The sequence below is a fragment of the Pseudomonas abieticivorans genome (assembly GCF_023509015.1).
GTDB lineage: Bacteria > Pseudomonadota > Gammaproteobacteria > Pseudomonadales > Pseudomonadaceae > Aquipseudomonas > Aquipseudomonas abieticivorans.
In genome coordinates this window covers 2715406-2731388 of record NZ_CP094975.1, presented here as the reverse complement: position 1 = coordinate 2731388, position 15983 = coordinate 2715406, and the positions used below count along the sequence as shown (strand labels likewise).

18 protein-coding genes are annotated in these 15983 nt (G+C 61.7%); 4 read left to right on the top strand and 14 right to left on the bottom strand.

Annotation, left to right across the window (positions count from 1 at the left end; genetic code table 11):
* Window positions 1-20 precede the first annotated feature (20 nt).
* The 13 genes from L9B60_RS12295 to L9B60_RS12235 all read right to left on the bottom strand — a co-directional run bounded on the left by L9B60_RS12295 (window position 21) and on the right by L9B60_RS12235 (window position 11706).
* Window positions 21-1442 carry an efflux transporter outer membrane subunit gene (locus L9B60_RS12295; RefSeq protein ID WP_249678982.1) on the bottom strand — a complete coding sequence of 474 codons (1422 nt, stop codon included), beginning with the start codon at window positions 1440-1442 and terminating at the stop codon, window positions 21-23.
* Entirely contained in the window at window positions 1439-2329 is an 891-nt protein-coding gene (locus L9B60_RS12290; RefSeq protein WP_249678981.1) for an efflux RND transporter periplasmic adaptor subunit, read from the bottom strand. The genes L9B60_RS12295 and L9B60_RS12290 overlap by 4 nt, the downstream gene beginning before the upstream one ends.
* Entirely contained in the window at window positions 2326-2535 is a 210-nt protein-coding gene (locus L9B60_RS12285) for a DUF1656 domain-containing protein (RefSeq protein ID WP_249678979.1), read from the bottom strand. Before L9B60_RS12285 ends, L9B60_RS12290 begins: the two co-directional genes overlap by 4 nt.
* Complete coding sequence (locus L9B60_RS12280; protein ID WP_249678976.1) at window positions 2532-4619, bottom strand: FUSC family protein; 2088 nt, start codon at window positions 4617-4619, stop codon at window positions 2532-2534. Before L9B60_RS12280 ends, L9B60_RS12285 begins: the two co-directional genes overlap by 4 nt.
* Entirely contained in the window at window positions 4616-5068 is a 453-nt protein-coding gene (locus L9B60_RS12275) for a MarR family winged helix-turn-helix transcriptional regulator (protein WP_249678974.1), read from the bottom strand. Before L9B60_RS12275 ends, L9B60_RS12280 begins: the two co-directional genes overlap by 4 nt.
* Window positions 5069-5524: 456 nt before the next feature.
* Window positions 5525-6289 carry a 1,6-dihydroxycyclohexa-2,4-diene-1-carboxylate dehydrogenase gene (locus L9B60_RS12270; RefSeq protein ID WP_438866103.1) on the bottom strand — a complete coding sequence of 255 codons (765 nt, stop codon included), beginning with the start codon at window positions 6287-6289 and terminating at the stop codon, window positions 5525-5527.
* 67 nt (window positions 6290-6356) lie between these two features.
* Window positions 6357-7370, bottom strand: coding sequence for a benzoate 1,2-dioxygenase electron transfer component BenC (gene benC / locus L9B60_RS12265; protein WP_249678972.1), 1014 nt, complete (start codon window positions 7368-7370; stop codon window positions 6357-6359).
* Between the two features lie 11 nt (window positions 7371-7381).
* On the bottom strand, window positions 7382-7870 hold the full coding sequence (benB, locus tag L9B60_RS12260) for a benzoate 1,2-dioxygenase small subunit (RefSeq protein ID WP_249678970.1): 489 nt from the start codon (window positions 7868-7870) through the stop codon (window positions 7382-7384).
* The gene (benA, locus tag L9B60_RS12255) at window positions 7867-9231 is read right to left on the bottom strand and encodes a benzoate 1,2-dioxygenase large subunit (protein ID WP_249678968.1); all 1365 of its coding nucleotides are present in this window, start codon (window positions 9229-9231) and stop codon (window positions 7867-7869) included. Before benA ends, benB begins: the two co-directional genes overlap by 4 nt.
* A gap of 115 nt (window positions 9232-9346) precedes the next feature.
* On the bottom strand, window positions 9347-9721 hold the full coding sequence (locus L9B60_RS12250; RefSeq protein ID WP_249678966.1) for a helicase: 375 nt from the start codon (window positions 9719-9721) through the stop codon (window positions 9347-9349).
* Window positions 9722-9899: 178 nt separating this feature from the next.
* On the bottom strand, window positions 9900-10175 hold the full coding sequence (locus L9B60_RS12245; RefSeq protein ID WP_008366879.1) for an HU family DNA-binding protein: 276 nt from the start codon (window positions 10173-10175) through the stop codon (window positions 9900-9902).
* 186 nt (window positions 10176-10361) lie between these two features.
* On the bottom strand, window positions 10362-11510 hold the full coding sequence (locus tag L9B60_RS12240; protein WP_249678964.1) for an NAD(P)/FAD-dependent oxidoreductase: 1149 nt from the start codon (window positions 11508-11510) through the stop codon (window positions 10362-10364).
* Window positions 11511-11538: 28 nt separating this feature from the next.
* The gene (locus tag L9B60_RS12235; RefSeq protein ID WP_249678962.1) at window positions 11539-11706 is read right to left on the bottom strand and encodes a rubredoxin; all 168 of its coding nucleotides are present in this window, start codon (window positions 11704-11706) and stop codon (window positions 11539-11541) included.
* A 164-nt stretch (window positions 11707-11870) separates the two neighbouring features.
* On the opposite strand from L9B60_RS12235, the gene L9B60_RS12230 reads away from it, so the two are divergent.
* On the top strand, window positions 11871-12413 hold the full coding sequence (locus L9B60_RS12230) for a chorismate--pyruvate lyase family protein (protein WP_438866102.1): 543 nt from the start codon (window positions 11871-11873) through the stop codon (window positions 12411-12413).
* An 18-nt stretch (window positions 12414-12431) separates the two neighbouring features.
* A complete protein-coding gene (gene ubiA / locus L9B60_RS12225; RefSeq protein WP_249678960.1) occupies window positions 12432-13322 on the top strand; it encodes a 4-hydroxybenzoate octaprenyltransferase in 891 nt (296 codons plus the stop codon).
* Between the two features lie 30 nt (window positions 13323-13352).
* Here ubiA and L9B60_RS12220 read toward each other — a convergent pair whose 3' ends face one another.
* Window positions 13353-13730: a COG4315 family predicted lipoprotein gene (locus L9B60_RS12220; RefSeq protein ID WP_249678959.1), complete on the bottom strand. Its 378-nt coding sequence runs from the start codon at window positions 13728-13730 to the stop codon at window positions 13353-13355.
* 150 nt (window positions 13731-13880) lie between these two features.
* On the opposite strand from L9B60_RS12220, the gene phoB reads away from it, so the two are divergent.
* Window positions 13881-14570: a phosphate regulon transcriptional regulator PhoB gene (phoB, locus tag L9B60_RS12215; protein WP_249678957.1), complete on the top strand. Its 690-nt coding sequence runs from the start codon at window positions 13881-13883 to the stop codon at window positions 14568-14570.
* 78 nt (window positions 14571-14648) lie between these two features.
* Entirely contained in the window at window positions 14649-15956 is a 1308-nt protein-coding gene (phoR, locus tag L9B60_RS12210) for a phosphate regulon sensor histidine kinase PhoR (RefSeq protein WP_249678955.1), read from the top strand.
* Window positions 15957-15983: the final 27 nt, after the last annotated feature.

The following is a 15983-nucleotide window of genomic DNA, read 5'->3' as shown; positions in this document are numbered from 1 at the left end:
TAAATCCGCCCCCAAAGGTTTCAGCGACCACTCTCCCAACCACCACCCAACGCCTGGAACAGCTTGATCTGCTGCATCGCCACCTGGGTGTTGGCCGCCGACAACTGCGCTTGCACATCGGTATAGGTCTTGGTCGCCTGCAAGTCCGCGAGGAACGACGCACGGCCCGCCTGGTAGAAGCGGTGGGTCTGGTCGGCCGCCTGTTTCGCCGATTCGTCGGCATCGGCCAGGGCATCGCGCCGGTCCAGCAAGGCGGTGTATTGCGCCAGGCCCGTCTGGGTTTCACGTACCGCGCTCAACACCACACCATCAAAATGCGCCAGTGCGGCCTGGGTTGCAGCATCCGCCTCACGAATCCGCGCGCGCGAGCCATTGGTGGGGATGGTCCAACTGATTAGCGGGCCAAAGCCCCAGCGGTTGGCCGATTGGTCGCCCAGGTGCTTGAGAAAGCCCACGGACCCAACCGTCGCACCAAAGCTGATGTTCGGGTACAGCTGACCGGTGGCCACGCCGATTTCGGCAGTGGCGGCGGCCAGCTTGCGCTCGGCCTGGCGGATGTCCGGGCGGCGCTTGAGCAGTTCGGCACCATCGCCCACTGGCAACAGCTGGGCCATGTGCGGCAGCTCGGCACACTCGCCGGTACCGGCCGGCAGTTGCTCGACCGGCTTGGCCAGCAGCATCGACAGCGTGTACAGCCCGGCCTGGCGTTCGGCCTCGAAGCGCGGCATGTCGGCGCGCAACGACTTGAACTGGGTTTGCGTACGCGTGACCTGGGTTTCGTCGCCGCGGCCGGCGTCGCGCAGACGTTGGGTCAACTTCACGCCTTCCATCTGCAGGTCTAGCGACTTCTGCGCAATGTTGCGCTCTTCGTTGGCCGCGCAGATTTGGGTGTAGGAGCGCACTACCTCGGCCACCAGGGTTATGCGCGCCGTATCGGCCGCCGCCTGGGCTGCGTCGGCGTTGGCCTGGGACGCTTCCACGCCACGCTTGAGCGTGCCCCAAAAATCGAACTGGTAAGAGGTGCTCAGCGACACGTTGCCCACCGTGGCCACCGGCACCTTGTCGGCCAGCAGGTAGGCTTCACCGGACTCCTGCAAACGCTGTGCGCCGGCCTCTGCCTTGGTGGTGAAACCGCCTTCGGCCTGGGCTTCTTCGATTTGCGCGCGGGCGCGGCTCAGGTTGGCGGCCGCCACGCGCAGGTCGGTGCTGGAGGCGATTGCTTGGCGTACCAGTTGGTCCAGGCGCGGGTCCTGGTATAGCCGCCACCAGTCTTGCGGCACCGGCGCCGACACCACGTTGCTGTTCTGCTCGGCAAGGTTGCCCTGGAAATCCGGACGGTTGATGGCGCCATCCTTGGGCGAATGGTAATCGGGGCCGACCATCTGGCAGGCCGACAGCATCAGGCCCAGGGTCAATACCGACAGGCGCGCAGCGGGTTTCATCGCGCGGTCTCCTGCGGGGGGGCGTCGTCGATGATCGAGACCGTGGCGGTACGCCCGGCGATCATGCGAAAGTCCGCCGGCACTTCGTCGAAGGCGATGCGCACCGGAATCCGTTGCGCCAGGCGTACCCAGCTGAAGGCCGGGTTGACGTTGGGCAACAGGTTGCTGCCACTGCTGCGGTCGCGGTCTTCAATGCCAGCGACGATGCTTTGCACGTGGCCGGTGAGGCGGGCGTTGTCGCCCATCACGCGAATATCGACTTTTTGCCCGACGTGAATCAGCGGCAGTTTTGTTTCTTCGAAATAGCCGTCGATGTGAAACGAGGCACCGTCGACCACGGCCAACACCGGCCGGCCAGCGCTGACAAACTCATGCTCACGCGGTGCGCGGTCGTTGAGGTAGCCGTCCACGGGGCTGCGAATTACCGAGCGGTCCAGGTTCAATTGGGCCGCGTCCACCGCCACCTGCGCTTCGACCAAGGCCGATTGCGCTCGGGTCAGCTTGGAGTCGCTTTCCTCCAGTTGCTCCTTGGCCACCAGGTTGCCCAGGCCCTTGTTACGCTTGGCTTCACGCTGGGCCTGGGCCACGGTTTCCTTGCGGTCGGCCACGGTGGCCTGGGCCTGGCGCAGCGCCAGTTGGAAGCGGTCCTGGTCGATGGTGAACAACACCTGGCCACGGGTGACCACATCGTTGTCGTGCACCGAAACGTTCTGGATCAAGCCGGATACGTCGGGGGCGATCTGCACCACGTCGGCGCGGATATGACCGTCACGGGTCCAGGGCGCGAACATGTAGTACATCACCATGCGCCACACCACGAAGCTGGCCAGCACCACCACCAGCAAGGTCAAAACGATACGGCCTAAAGTCAGCAAAGGTTTTTTCATGGCATCAGGTTTCGGCAGATGATGTCGACTGCGCCGAGCAACACGGCGTAGAGCGCAACGTTGAAAAGAGCCCGGTGCCAGACCAGGCGATAGAAATGCACACGGTTAAGCACCGCATGCACCAACAAAAACAGCACGTAGGTGATACCCATCATCACCAATAGGGTCGGCAGGAAGATCCCACTGACATCCAGTTCACCAATCATAGGGGCGCTCCGTCCAGGCCTTGGGGCGGTAGTTCTTCGGCTTCGGCCGGCTCGATCACCACTTCCACGCCCGGCAACAGCGCCAGGCGCAGGCCGCTCAGGGCGTGCAGCACGTGGGGGCGAGCGTCCCGTGCGTCATTCATGGTTTCTACGTTCAAGGCGCGGCGGGCCCGGTCCATGCTCATCAACAGGCCCATGGGTGCGCCCAGGCGTTCACGCGCCTTCAGGCACGCCTTGAAATAAGCGCCTACTTCATCCACCACCTGGCGCAGCAAGGTCCGCGGGCCTGCCGGCAGGCGCGGTGCGTAGGCCAGCAGGTCGAGCATGTTCAGCGCCACGCGCAAGTCGCGCAGGGCGGCACCGGTGTCCTGGCCGGTTTGCGCCAAGCGAGGCAGGTGCTGCATCAGGCGGTCGAGCATCAGCACGCCCATGCCGCGATGTTCGGCCAGGGTGGCCGGTTCGCTGAGGCGCACGATGTCGTGCCAGCTGAACCGAGTCAGGCGCTTGGCCGCCAGTTGCACGCCGAATGGGCGCATGATCAGCGTCCAGACAAAGGCAAACAGCAAGCCTGCGGGGCCGGCGATGTTGGAGTTCAGGAACGCCAGGAAGTCGGCATCGTAGGCCGTTTGCAAGCTGATAAAGGTGGAGGCGTTGACCAGCGTCAGCATCATCCCAAGGTTGAAGCGCGGCTGCAGGGTCAGGGTGCCGACAATGATGAAGGGCACCGCGAACGCCAGCACCAGCATCGGAAAGTCATGCAGGTTGGGCAGGATCAGAAACAGATAAAGGCTGGCGAAGATCACCGCGATCAGGGTCCAGAAAAAGAACCGGTAGATCTGCGGGGCCGGGTCGTCCATGGCGGCGAAAAAGCTACAGGCCACGGCTGCCAGGATCACCCCGCCACCGCCATCGGACCAGCCGGTGAGAATCCAGATCAGCGAAGCCACGACAATCGCGCTGATGGTGGAAAACGCCGAGTACAGCATCATGCCGCGGTCATAGAACGGTGACAGCCGGCCCAGGCGCCAATGCCGGTACACCGCCCGCCACTGCGACTGGTCTTCGGTCAGGATCGCCAGTTGCAGGCTGCGCATATCCTGCCACAGGTCGATCCACTCACCCAGGCGGTACAGCGCGTTGGACAGCAGCAACTGGCGGCGATCATCCAGGGCTTCGGCGCTGGGTTGCAGGGCCTCCAGGCGGTTGTGCAATTGGGTCCAGGTGGCCAGCGGCGCCTCATGGCCCAGCTTGAGCCAGGCGATGGCGTCTGCCAGCAAGGGCTTGATCTGCGCCTCCAGGTCCGGGGTGCGCCGTTCCAGGGCAATCAAGGCATCGTCCAGTGCGTCGATGGTGGGCAGCAAGTGGATCATGCGCCCGCGCAACTCCTTGGCGTTGCGCACCGTCTGCACGTGCGCGCCCTCGTGGGGGATCTGCCCGATCATCATTTCCAACGAGTTGAACGTCACCACCATGGACGCGCGCAGGGTGCCGATTTCTTCGGGGGTGACGGTGCGCGACAGGAAGCGCTCGCAGTAGGTGCCCGCTTCGCCAAACCACTTGCCGGTGGCGTCGGCCAGCACGGGGGCCAGGCGCCGGGGCCAGAATATCGAGCCGATCAGGGCCGCACTGATGATGCCGAGGAAAATCTCTTGGGTACGCGCCGAGGCGATCTCGAACACGTTGAGCGGGTTGTCCACCACCGGCAGCGCAATCAGCGGCAGGGTGTAGCCGGCCAGCATCAGCGCATAACTGTTGGCGGTGCGCAGGTGCAAAGAAAGGAACAGTAAGGTGCCGGTCCATACCGCGACCACCACCGCCAGCAGCATGGGCGTCTGCACGAACAGCGGCACGAACAGCACCGCCGCGGCGGCACCGACGAAAGTGCCCACCGCACGGTAAACCGCCTTGGAAACGGTAGGGCCGACGAAGGGGCTGGAAACGATGTACACCGTGGCCATGGCCCAGTAAGGCCGTGGCATTTCCAGTTTCATCGCCACATACAGCGCCAGCATGGACGCAATAAAGGTACGCAACCCGTAAAACCAATCCCGCGCCGGCGGGATATCACTGAAAAAGCCTTTCAAGATGGCAAGCCCGCCGTGCCCTGCCCCGCTTCCTCAAACGCCCGCACCACGCGCAGTGCCGCCTCAAGGTCGGCTGGGGCGATGTCGGTGAGCACCTCGCGGCGCAGGCGCACCAGCTCGCCTTCGATGGCTTCGGCAAGCTCCCGGCCTTTTTCGGTCAGGCTCAGGGCCTTGGCGCGGCGGTCGGTGGGGTCTTCGGTGCGGCACACAAAGCCCGAATTGCACAGCTGGTCGAGCAGGCGCACCAGAGACGGGCTTTCCAGACCTGCGGCCTGGGCCACAGTGACCTGACGCACACCGTCGCCCAGGCGCACGATGATCAGCAAAGGCACCGCGCACGCTTCGGAAATGCCGTAGTTGGCCAGCGTTGTCTGGCAGATGCGCCGCCAATGGCGGGCCGCCGTGACCATTCCGCTGCTGATGTTCTGGTGGAGCTTGTCGAGATTCATCCGGACAGTAGCACCTTATATTCATAGTTTGCTAACTATCTATGTTCGACCAAGCAGTGCCGGGCGTCAATAGTTGTAATGGGCCATGTGCACGTTTATTGACCACGCAATGGCCGATTGGGCTCCGTTGTTTATAGACGGGCCTGGCCTGGGATGCTTTTTGAGGAGTGAGTCAACGAGCGTTAAAATTTGCACGATAAGCGCACATTCAACGATTTTTATGAATTATAATGCTTAATTACAGGAATTTAAGCACAAAGTTGCTTTACCTCCAGACTCAAGGCGCAACCTAGTTGCTCTTTTTGAGAGATTTTGCTTGCCCCTAAAAAGGGGCAACTAAGTAGAACCTTTTAATTTTTAAAACCAACGCAAAAGTGACCAGGCGCAACCCGGTTGCGCCTTGGCGGCATATCGCTATCATTCGCGAACAGTGGTTTTCAGGACAAACCGGTCTTGTCAGCCGAGGTCACCGCCCCCCACGGGCAGTGTTACGCCGGTGATATACGAGGCCTCATCAGACGCCAGGAACAGGATCGCGCCCACTTGCTCCTCGATGCTGCCGTAGCGATGCATCAGGCTGGTATCCAGGGTCTGATCGACGATTTGCTGGTACCAGACTTTCTCCTCGCTGCTTTGCAGCGCTGCGTTACGCGGGATACGCCGTGGCGGCGCCTCGGTACCACCCGGGGCCGTGGCATTGACCCGGATGCCACGCCCGGCATTTTCAAAAGCCAGGCATGCGGTCAAGGCATTCACCCCACCCTTTGCCGCGCCATAAGGCACGCGGTTGATACTGCGGGTGGCAATCGACGAGACATTGACGATGGCGCCCTGCCCTTGCGCCAGCATGTGCGGTAACGCGGCGTGGCAGCACCACAGCGTGGGGAATAGCGAGCGGCGGACTTCGGCTTCGATTTGCGCGGGCTCGTAATGCTCGTAGGGCTTGGCCCAGATGGTGCCACCAACGTTGTTAATCAGAATGTCCAGGCGCTTGAAACGCTCGACACCGGCCTGCACCACGCGCTCGCACTCGGCGTATTGTTCAAGGTCGGCGGTGAGGATCAAGGGGTTGCCCGGTAGGCTTTGCAGCTCGAAGACCAGTTCCGAGCGATCGACCAAAATGAGCTGCGCGCCTTCTTCGGCCAGGCGCTCGGCCACACGGCGACCAATGCCCTGGGCGGCGCCGGTAACCAGGGCGGTTTTGGATTGGAATCGTTGCATGATGGTTAACCCGATTTAAGGTTGAACGGGATTTTGTGGGAGCCAGGCTTGCCTCCCACAAGCGCGGTCAGGCGGCGCTGGCGGCGAATTTTTCGAAATAGAAATTCGCCGGTGTGATGCCTTGCTCGCGGATGTACTGGCTGACCGCCTCAACCATCGGCGGCGGCCCGCACAGGTACACGTCCACGTCACCCTGGTTCAGGTGCGCAGGCTCGATATGCTGGGTCACGTAGCCTTTGCGCGGGTAGGCGCTGTCCGGGTTGGCCACGCAAGCGCTGAAGGTGAAGTTGGGGATGCTCGCAGCCAGTGCCTCAAGCCGGTCAAGCTCCACCAGGTCGAAGTCATTGGTCACCCCGTAGATCAAATGCAGCGGGTGTTCACTGCCCTGCTCGGCAATCCGCTCGAGCATCGCCGTGAACGGTGCCAGCCCCGTGCCGCCTGCCAGCAACAGCAGCGGCCGGCGGATCTCCCGCAGGTAGAAGCTGCCCAAAGGGCCGGCCAGGTTCATACTGTCGCCGGCTTTGGCCAGCCCCGTGAGAAAACTGCTCATCAGCCCGCCAGGCACGTTGCGGATCAAAAAGCTGACTTCGCCATCGCGTTGCAACGAACTGAATGAATACGCCCGGGTTTGCTCGCTACCCGGCACCTGCAAGTTCACATACTGGCCCGGCAGAAAAGCCAGCTTGCTCAGGGAGTCGCCCTTGATCTTCAACGCGATGGTGCTGTCGGACAGCTGCTGTACCGCGGTGATTTCACCGCTAAAACTGGCCCGCTGAGTGCGGCAGACATCGGACGAGGCTGGCACCCGGATCACGCAGTCGCTTTGCGCGCGCATCTGGCAAGTAAGCACGTAGCCTTCACTGGCTTCGTCCTCGGTCAGGGCGTCTTCGATGTACTCCTGGCCCAGGTCGTACTGGCCCGCCTCGGCAAAACACTTGCAAGTACCGCAGGCGCCATCGCGGCAGTCCAGCGGGATGTTGATGCCTTGCCGGTAAGCGGCGTCTGCCACGGTTTCGGCGGCGCTACTGTCGATGAAGCGGGTAACGCCGTCTTCGAAGTTGAGCGCGATCTTGTAGGTCATGATGGCGGCCCTCAGAGGTGGTAGATGTCGATGACCTGGCGAACGTAATCGTTCTTCAGGACCACCTTCTTGGCAGTGATCAGCGGTTGTTCGCCCCGGGTGTCCAGGGTGTAGAAGCTGGTGCCGAAATAGCTGTCCACCGTCTTGTAGCGAAAGCTGAGGGTGTGCCAGTTGAAACGCAGGGTGCACTGCCCATCGGTTTGTTCCAAAAGCTCGATATTGCTCAGGTTATGCGAGGTGCGGGTGTCGGGGATGCTGGCGCTGGAGCGCTCGGTCTTGATGCGGAACACCCGATCTTCCAAGCCATCGCGGCCGCCGTACCAGATCAGCGAAATCTCGCGCTGCGGGTCTTCGGTCAGGGTGTCGCTGTCGTCCCAACTGGGCATCCAGAAAGTCGCTTCGGGGGCGTACAGCTCCAGCCAGTTGTCCCAGTCCTTGTCGTCCAGGTAGCGCGCTTCGCGGTACAGAAAATCCCGGGCTTGTTCGTAGGTGATCGTCATAGCACCACCTCCACGTCGATACGCTGGGCCAGGGATTTTTGCAGCGCCTTGAGCATGGTTTCCTGCCAATACTTGTGCTGCAGCACAAACAGCCCTTCGTCTTCGGTGCGTACGCCGCTCAACAGCGGATGCAGGTCGATTTCTTGCGCGGCCGCGTCGGCGCCTTCCACCCAATGCTCGGCACCGCGGGACATGTCGTTCCACGCCGTGGTGCTGCCCTGGTAACCCACCTGGCAAGAGCGGAACTCTTCCAGGTCATCGGGCGTGGCCATGCCGCTGACGTTAAAGAAGTCTTCGTACTGGCGGATCCGCTGGCTGCGCGCCGCATCGCTCTCGCCCTTGGGCGCGATGCAGTAAATGGTGATTTCGGTGCGGTTCACGTCGATGGGCCGGGCGATGCGGATCTGCGAACTGAACTGGTCCATCAGGTACACGTTGGGGTACAGGCACAGGTTGCGCGAATTCTCGATCATCCAGTCGGCGCGGGCCGAGCCGAAGTTCTGCGCCAACTCGTCGCGGCGCTCGTACAACGGGCGGTCCTCGGGGTTGGACCAGCGCGTCCACAGCAACATGTGGCCCTTGTCGAACGAATAGAAACCACCGCCCTGCTTGGCCCAGCCACCAGCGCTCATGGTCTTGGTGCCTTCACCGGCGGCGCGCTGTTTGCGCTGCTGCTGGGTGGCGGCGTAGTTCCAGTGCACAGAACTCACGTGGTAGCCGTCGGCGCCGTTCTCGGCGGTCAGCTTCCAGTTACCCTCGTAGATGTAACTGCTGGAACCGCGCAGCACTTCCAGGCCCTCGGGGGACTGGTCGACGATCATGTCGATGATCTTCGCCGACTCACCCAAGTGTTCTACCAACGACGGCACGTCGGGGTTGAGCGAGCCAAACAGAAAGCCGCGATAAGACTCGAACCGCGCCACCTTGGTCAGGTCGTGCGAGCCTTCACAGTTGAAACTGGCCGGATAGCCGGCCTCGGCCGGGTCTTTGACCTTGAGCAGCTTGCCGGAGTTGTTGAACGTCCAGCCGTGAAACGGGCACGTGTAAGACGCCCGATTGCCGGTCTTGTGCCGGCACAACATCGCGCCACGGTGGCTGCAGGCGTTAAGGAAGGCATTCAGCTCGCCGGCCTTGTTGCGGGCGATGAAAATGGGTTGGCGGCCCATTTGCGTGGTGTAGTAGTCGTTGACGTTGGGGATTTGGCTTTCGTGGGCGAGGTACAGCCAGTTCCCTTCGAAGATGTGCTTCATCTCAAGGTCGAACAGCCGCGGATCGGTGAACATTTCCCGCTTGCAGCGGTAAACGCCCTTCTCCCGATCTTCCTCTAGCAAGGCATTCAGGTACTCGATTCCCAGGGACATGGCCGGGGCCTCCGTTGTTATTGTTCAGGCAATAACGAGGTTAGGGAGGCTCAAGGTGCGGCGATATCCGTTAGGTGCAGAGTATTAGCCGAATTTTGCAGAGGTAGTTAGACAGTCACCCTTTCTTCTTAGGCTTCAAATACTTGGTCAGCCCCTGAAACCAGATCACCAGCGCCGGGTTGCCCTTGATTTGGATGGTCTTGTCCTGAATCCCCTGCATAAACGCCAGTTGCTTGTTCTTGGCCTGCATCGTCTGGTAGCCAAACGCTGCATCCTTGAACGCGATGGCAAACGCAGGCTCAGCCACGCTGCCGCCTTTACTGGTGATGCGCATGTCTTTGACGATGAAGTGCCGCGCGACCTTGCCGTCCAGGGTTTGCAGTTGGAACACCAGGTCCCGGTCCTTGAGTTGCTGCTGGAACGCCGGGTTGATGCGGCTGGCCTTGGCCATCAGCAGGCCCATGGCCCAGAGGAGAAAGCGGAACTTCATGTAGGCGCCTCGAGGGGGGAAAAGAGGCGAAAGTGTAGCGGGAGGATGAGGCAGATAGCGATAGGCGCGATCTAGCAGGAGCGGATTTATCCGCGAAAATCACAACACGATATAACTGAAAGACCGCATCGTGCTTTTCGCGGAAAAATCCGCTCCTACAGGAGGGCGAAAACGCCGTTTACGGGTTTACGCTGTCTTTCAGGAATTTCCCAGGCTTGAACGCAACAGTGTTGCTTGCCTTGATTTTAACCGGCTCGCCGGTTTGCGGGTTTTTGCCAGTGCGCGCGCCGCGGTGGCGTTGCAGGAAAGTGCCGAAGCCGACCAAGGTAACGCTGTCTTTCTTGTGCAACGCGTTGGTGATTTCTTCCAGTACGGCGTTGAGCACGCGGTTGGCTTGTTCTTTGGTCAGGTCCGCTTTTTCAGCGATGGCGGCTGCGAGTTCTGGTTTACGCATAGTGAAGCCTCTTTGAGGTTTTTTGTTTTTATGTCCGAACTGTTCTTCCGGAACAGTGCCCAGCGCGCCGCAGGCTCTACGCTGCGGCAGACCGAGTGAGGATGGCACGGCTCCGGGGGCGGCGCCAGCCTCTGGGTCACCTTTGTAGGGGCAAAATCAGGGTTATTCCGACAGAAAGTCCTTTAATCACGCCAACAGGGCGGGCAACTGCTTGTTCAGGGCCAATTTCTCCATCACCGCGCTGCCAGTCAGGGCGTAGCCCAGCAGATTGCCGTCGGGGTCATGGCATAACGCCTTAATGTTGGCGCCCTCGCCTTCCACCGTCCACTGGCCCTCAAGGCCGCGGGGCACCGGCGAGACGACCAATGGGCACACCGGCGTTTTAACGGTGATAGGCATAGGGCCGTAAGCCACATGGGTGGGGTTGCCGGCCAGCGTTTGCGCCAAGGCACGGGCACAGCTCATCAGTGGCATCACGTACAGCAGGTTAAGCCCGTCGACCTCGGCGCAGTCGCCCAAGGCGTAGATGCTGTCGTGGCTGGTCTTGAGCTGGCGGTTCACGCTGACGCCACGGCCCACTTGCAAGCCTGCGGCAGTAGCCAGGTCGATACGTGGGCGCAAGCCGATGGCCGAGACCACCAGGTCGCAAGGGATGACGGTACCGTCGGACAAGTGCGCTTGCAGGCCATCGCCTGCGCGCAGCAACCGGGTGAGCACCGGACCCAAATGGAAGACTGCACCCAGCCCTTCCAGCCCGGCTTGCACAGCAGCGGCCGCGGCCGGGTGCAGTAAGGTCGGCATGACCTGCTCGCACGGCGCGACCAATTCGACGGCGATGCCGCCCAGTATCAGGTCGTTGGCGAACTCGCAGCCAATCAGGCCCGCCCCCAGGATCAGCACCCGCTGCTTGCCCTCGGCGGCCAGGCGAAAGCGCGCGTAATCTTCCAAGTCATTGATCGGGAAGATCAGCTCGCCAGCATCGCCCGCCACCGGAACCTTGACGGTCTCGGCGCCCCAGGCCAGCACCAGGTCGCGGTAATACACCGGCTCTTCACCGATCCACAGGCGCTTGTGGCCCGGGTCGATGCCGCTGATGCGGGTATGGGTGCGTACCTCGGCGTTGAGTTGCACGGCCATGGCGCCGGCCTCGGCCATGCTCAGGCCATCGGCGCCCTTGTTTTTGCCAAAGCCGGTAGACAGCATCGGCTTGGAATAGCTGCGCCCATCATCGGCGGTAATCAGCAGCAACGGCGTTTCGCCATCCAGCTTGCGAAATTCCCGGGCGAGGTTGTAGCCCGCCAGGCCCGTGCCCACTATCACCACCGGTGCCGTCATGCCTGCTGTTCCTTTGAATGTTGAGGTATCAGTTGATTTCAATCATTTCGAAATCCATCTTGCCCACGCCGCAATCAGGGCATAGCCAGTCTTCTGGAACATCTTGCCAGAGGGTGCCAGGGGCAATGCCATCGTCCGGCCAACCGTCTTTTTCGTCATAGATCAGGCCACACACCACACACTGCCACTTTTTCATTGCTGTTCCTCTAATAACCAGGCTCTGGCCGGTCGATCGCCGGCTCAGGGCGTTTTGTACTGACCCATGGCGGCGGATGCAAGTGGCATCGGCCCGCGCAGGTCAAAACCCAAGTGCAAACATGCTAAGCTCGCCGCCTCTGTGGCTGACGAAAAACGCCTACCGTGTCGCATCCCTCTCCCGCTGCCATCACCGCGCAATGGTCCCTCGAAACGCCTTCGGCGGCCGACCCTACCACCCGTGACTGGCTGTTCGACCAAGGCTCGCTGACCCGCCGCCTGACGCAATTATCCGCCGATCACTTCAGCGTGACACCCCTTTACGAAGACTGGGAAACCCTGCGCGCCGAGGAGTGCGAAACCCTCGGCCTGCCGCAGGGTAGCCTGGGCTGGGTGCGCGAGGTGTACTTGCGCGGCCACGGCCAGGCCTGGGTGTTTGCCCGCAGCGTGGCCGGCCATCAGGCTTTGCTGGAAGGCGGCCTGGCGCTGGATGCCCTGGGCAGCCGCTCGCTGGGCGAGTTGCTGTTTTGCGACCAGGCATTCCAGCGCCAGCCCATCGAAGTATGCCGCTACCCCGCTGCCTGGTTGCCCGCCGACCAGGCCACCGAGGGGTTATGGGGCCGGCGCTCGCGCTTTGATCGCGGCCCGCTGAGCGTGTTGGTGGCCGAAGTATTTTTGCCCAGCCTGTGGCAGGCCGCCCGCCACTGATTCGGAGAGTGCCCGACGATGTACCAGAATTTGCTCAAATCGCTGAACCGCATCAATCCGCGTGCCTGGGACTTCGTGCAGTTGACCCGCATGGACAAACCCATCGGCATCTACCTGTTGCTGTGGCCTACCCTGTGGGCGCTGTGGATTGCCGGCAAAGGCTCGCCGTCGCTGGCCAACATAGTGATCTTCGTGTTGGGCGTGGTATTGATGCGCGCGGCGGGCTGCGTGATCAACGACTATGCCGACCGCAAGGTCGACGGCCACGTCAAGCGCACGGCCCAGCGGCCCTTGGCCAGTGGCAAGATCAGCTCGAAAGAGGCGCTGGTGTTTTTTGCCGTGCTGATCGCGCTGAGTTTCGCCCTGGTGCTGTGCACCAATGCCAGCACCATTTGGTTGTCGTTTGGCGGCCTGGCACTGGCGGCCACTTACCCATTCATGAAGCGCTACACCTATTACCCGCAAGTGGTGCTGGGCGCGGCGTTTTCCTGGGGCATGCCGATGGCATTCACCGCGCAAACCGGCGAACTGCCGGCAGCCGCCTGGCTGCTGTGGATCGCCAACCTGCTGTGGACCGTAGGCTACGACACCTATTACGCCATGTGCGACCGCGATGACGACCTGCGCATCGGGGTCAAGTCCACGGCGATTCTGTTTGGTGACTCGGACCGGGTGATCATCGGCCTGCTGCAAGGCCTGGCCCTGTGCTGCCTGTTGCTGGCCGGCGCGCGCTTCGACCTGGGTGGTTGGTTCCACTTGGGCCTGCTGGGAGCGGCGCTGTGCTTTGTGTGGCAATCATGGAAAACCCGCGAGCGCGAGCGCATGGCGTGCTTCAAGGCGTTTTTGCACAACCATTGGGCGGGGCTGTCGATTTTCCTCGGCATCGTCGCTGATTACGCGATGCGCTGACCGCCAGGCGGCCAGCGCAAAAACGAGCGGTTAAGGCTTGGCGATGTGCCAGACGTCCATCTTGCCGTCGCCCATCTTGTCGCCGGCGGCCTTGTCCATCTTGAAGGTGTACAGGGGTTTTTCGTCATACACCCACTGCATGGTCCCATCGGCGCGCTTGAGCACGGTCCATTTGCCATCGTCCTTGGCCATGGCATCAGCCTTGAGCGGCGGCCAGTTCTCGGCGCACTTGTCCATGCAGTTGGACATGCCCTCCTTGTCCTTGTCGTAGGTGTAAAGCGTCATGCCGTGGTGGTCCACCAACATGCCGTCTTTGGTCATGGCCGGCTCCGCGGCTTGTACCAGGGCTGGGAAGCTAAGGGCGGCAGCGCCGCATAAGGCCATCCATTTCAGCGTATGTCGTGTCATTGGATTTACCTCTTGTTGTTCTTGGTAAGTGAAATTACAGCTTAGACGAGACCCCCGAACTTGTTAGGCTGGCATGCGGCTGTCACACGACTGCAATAATTCCGTTATCTAATGCGGCCCAAGACACTTGAATGACAAGAGGTTTGCAGCATGGTTGGCAGGAACATTCTGATCGTTGACGACGAAGCGCCAATTCGCGAAATGATCGCCGTTGCGTTGGAAATGGCTGGCTATGACTGCCTGGAAGCGGAAAACTCCCAGCAGGCCCACGCGATCATCGTCGATCGCAAGCCCGACCTCATCTTGCTGGACTGGATGCTGCCCGGCACCTCGGGCATCGAACTGGCCCGTCGCCTCAAACGCGACGAGTTGACCGGCGACATTCCGATCATCATGCTCACCGCCAAGGGCGAGGAAGATAACAAGATCCAGGGCCTGGAAGTGGGCGCCGACGACTACATCACCAAGCCGTTCTCGCCGCGTGAGCTGGTGGCGCGCCTGAAGGCGGTGCTGCGCCGCGCCGGCCCCAGCGACGGTGAAGCACAGATCGAAGTGGGTGGCCTGCTGCTGGACCCGATCAGCCACCGCGTGACCATCGACGGCAAGCCGGCCGAGATGGGCCCCACCGAATACCGTTTGCTGCAATTCTTCATGACCCATCAAGAGCGCGCCTACACCCGCGGCCAGTTGCTGGACCAAGTGTGGGGCGGCAATGTCTACGTCGAGGAGCGCACTGTCGATGTTCATATCCGCCGCCTGCGCAAGGCCCTCGGCACGGCCTACGAGAATCTGGTACAAACCGTGCGCGGTACAGGCTACCGGTTCTCCACCAAGAGCTGAGCTGCACCGACACTGCCATAACTCGAAAGGACGCGACGTTAATTGAACCAGAACTGGCACAGCATATTGATCCGCCACATGCTGCTCCTGGTGACGGCCTGCCTGCTGATTGGATTGGTCAGCGGCCATTATGGATGGAGCCTGGCCATTGGCCTTGGGCTGTACCTGGCCTGGACCCTCAAACAGCTGCTGCGCCTGCACCAGTGGCTGAAAAACCACCAACCCGACGAAGCACCGCCCGACGGCCGTGGCCTGTGGGGTGACGTGTTCGACAGCATCTACCACTTGCAACGGCGCGACCAACGCGTGCGTGGCCGCCTGCAGGCGGTGATCGACCGCGTGCAGGAATCTACCGCGGCCCTGAAAGACGCGGTGATCATGCTCGACAGCGACGGCAACCTGGAATGGTGGAACCGCGCCGCCGAGACCCTGCTGGGCCTCAAGACGCCCCAGGACAGCGGCCAGCCGGTGACCAACCTGGTGCGCCACCCGCGTTTCAAGGAGTATTTCGAGAACGAAAACTACGCCGAACCGCTGGAGATCCCATCGCCGATCAACGACCACTTGCGCGTGCAACTGCTGATCACCCGCTATGGCAACAACGAGCACTTGATGCTGGTGCGCGACGTGACGCGTATTCACCAGTTGGAACAGATGCGCAAGGATTTCGTCGCCAACGTGTCCCACGAGCTGCGCACGCCGCTCACCGTCATATCGGGTTACCTTGAAACATTGCTGGATAACGTCGAAGAGGTGAACCCGCGCTGGGTCCGCGCCCTCAAGCAAATGCACCAGCAGGGTGGGCGCATGCAGACGCTGCTCAACGACCTGTTGCTGTTGGCCAAACTGGAAGCCACCGACTACCCCTCGGATAGCCAGCCCGTGGCGGTACCCACGCTTTTGCAGTCGATCAAGAGCGACGCCAAGGCGCTTTCAGGGCAACGCAACCACCAGATCATTCTGGAAGCAGACGACAGCCTGCGGCTCAAGGGCAGCGAGGGCGAGCTGCGCAGCGCCTTCTCCAACCTGGTATTCAATGCCGTAAAATACACGCCGGACGAAGGCCAAGTCCGTATTCGCTGGTGGAGCGACAGCCAAGGCGCGCACCTCAGCGTGCAGGACTCGGGAATAGGCATCGACCCCAAGCACCTGCCGCGCCTGACCGAGCGCTTTTACCGGGTGGATTCCAGCCGCGCCTCCAATACTGGCGGCACCGGGCTGGGCCTGGCGATCGTCAAACACGTGCTGCTGCGCCACCGCGCCACCCTGGAAATCAGCAGTGTCCCGGGCCAGGGCAGCACCTTCACCTGCCACTTCCCACCGGCGCAACGAGTTTCCAGCAGTCGCCCGGCAGAGCCGACCACGGCCAAGCCACTAGGCAAGTGACCTTGCAGCCGCTACATTGGGTGTCTT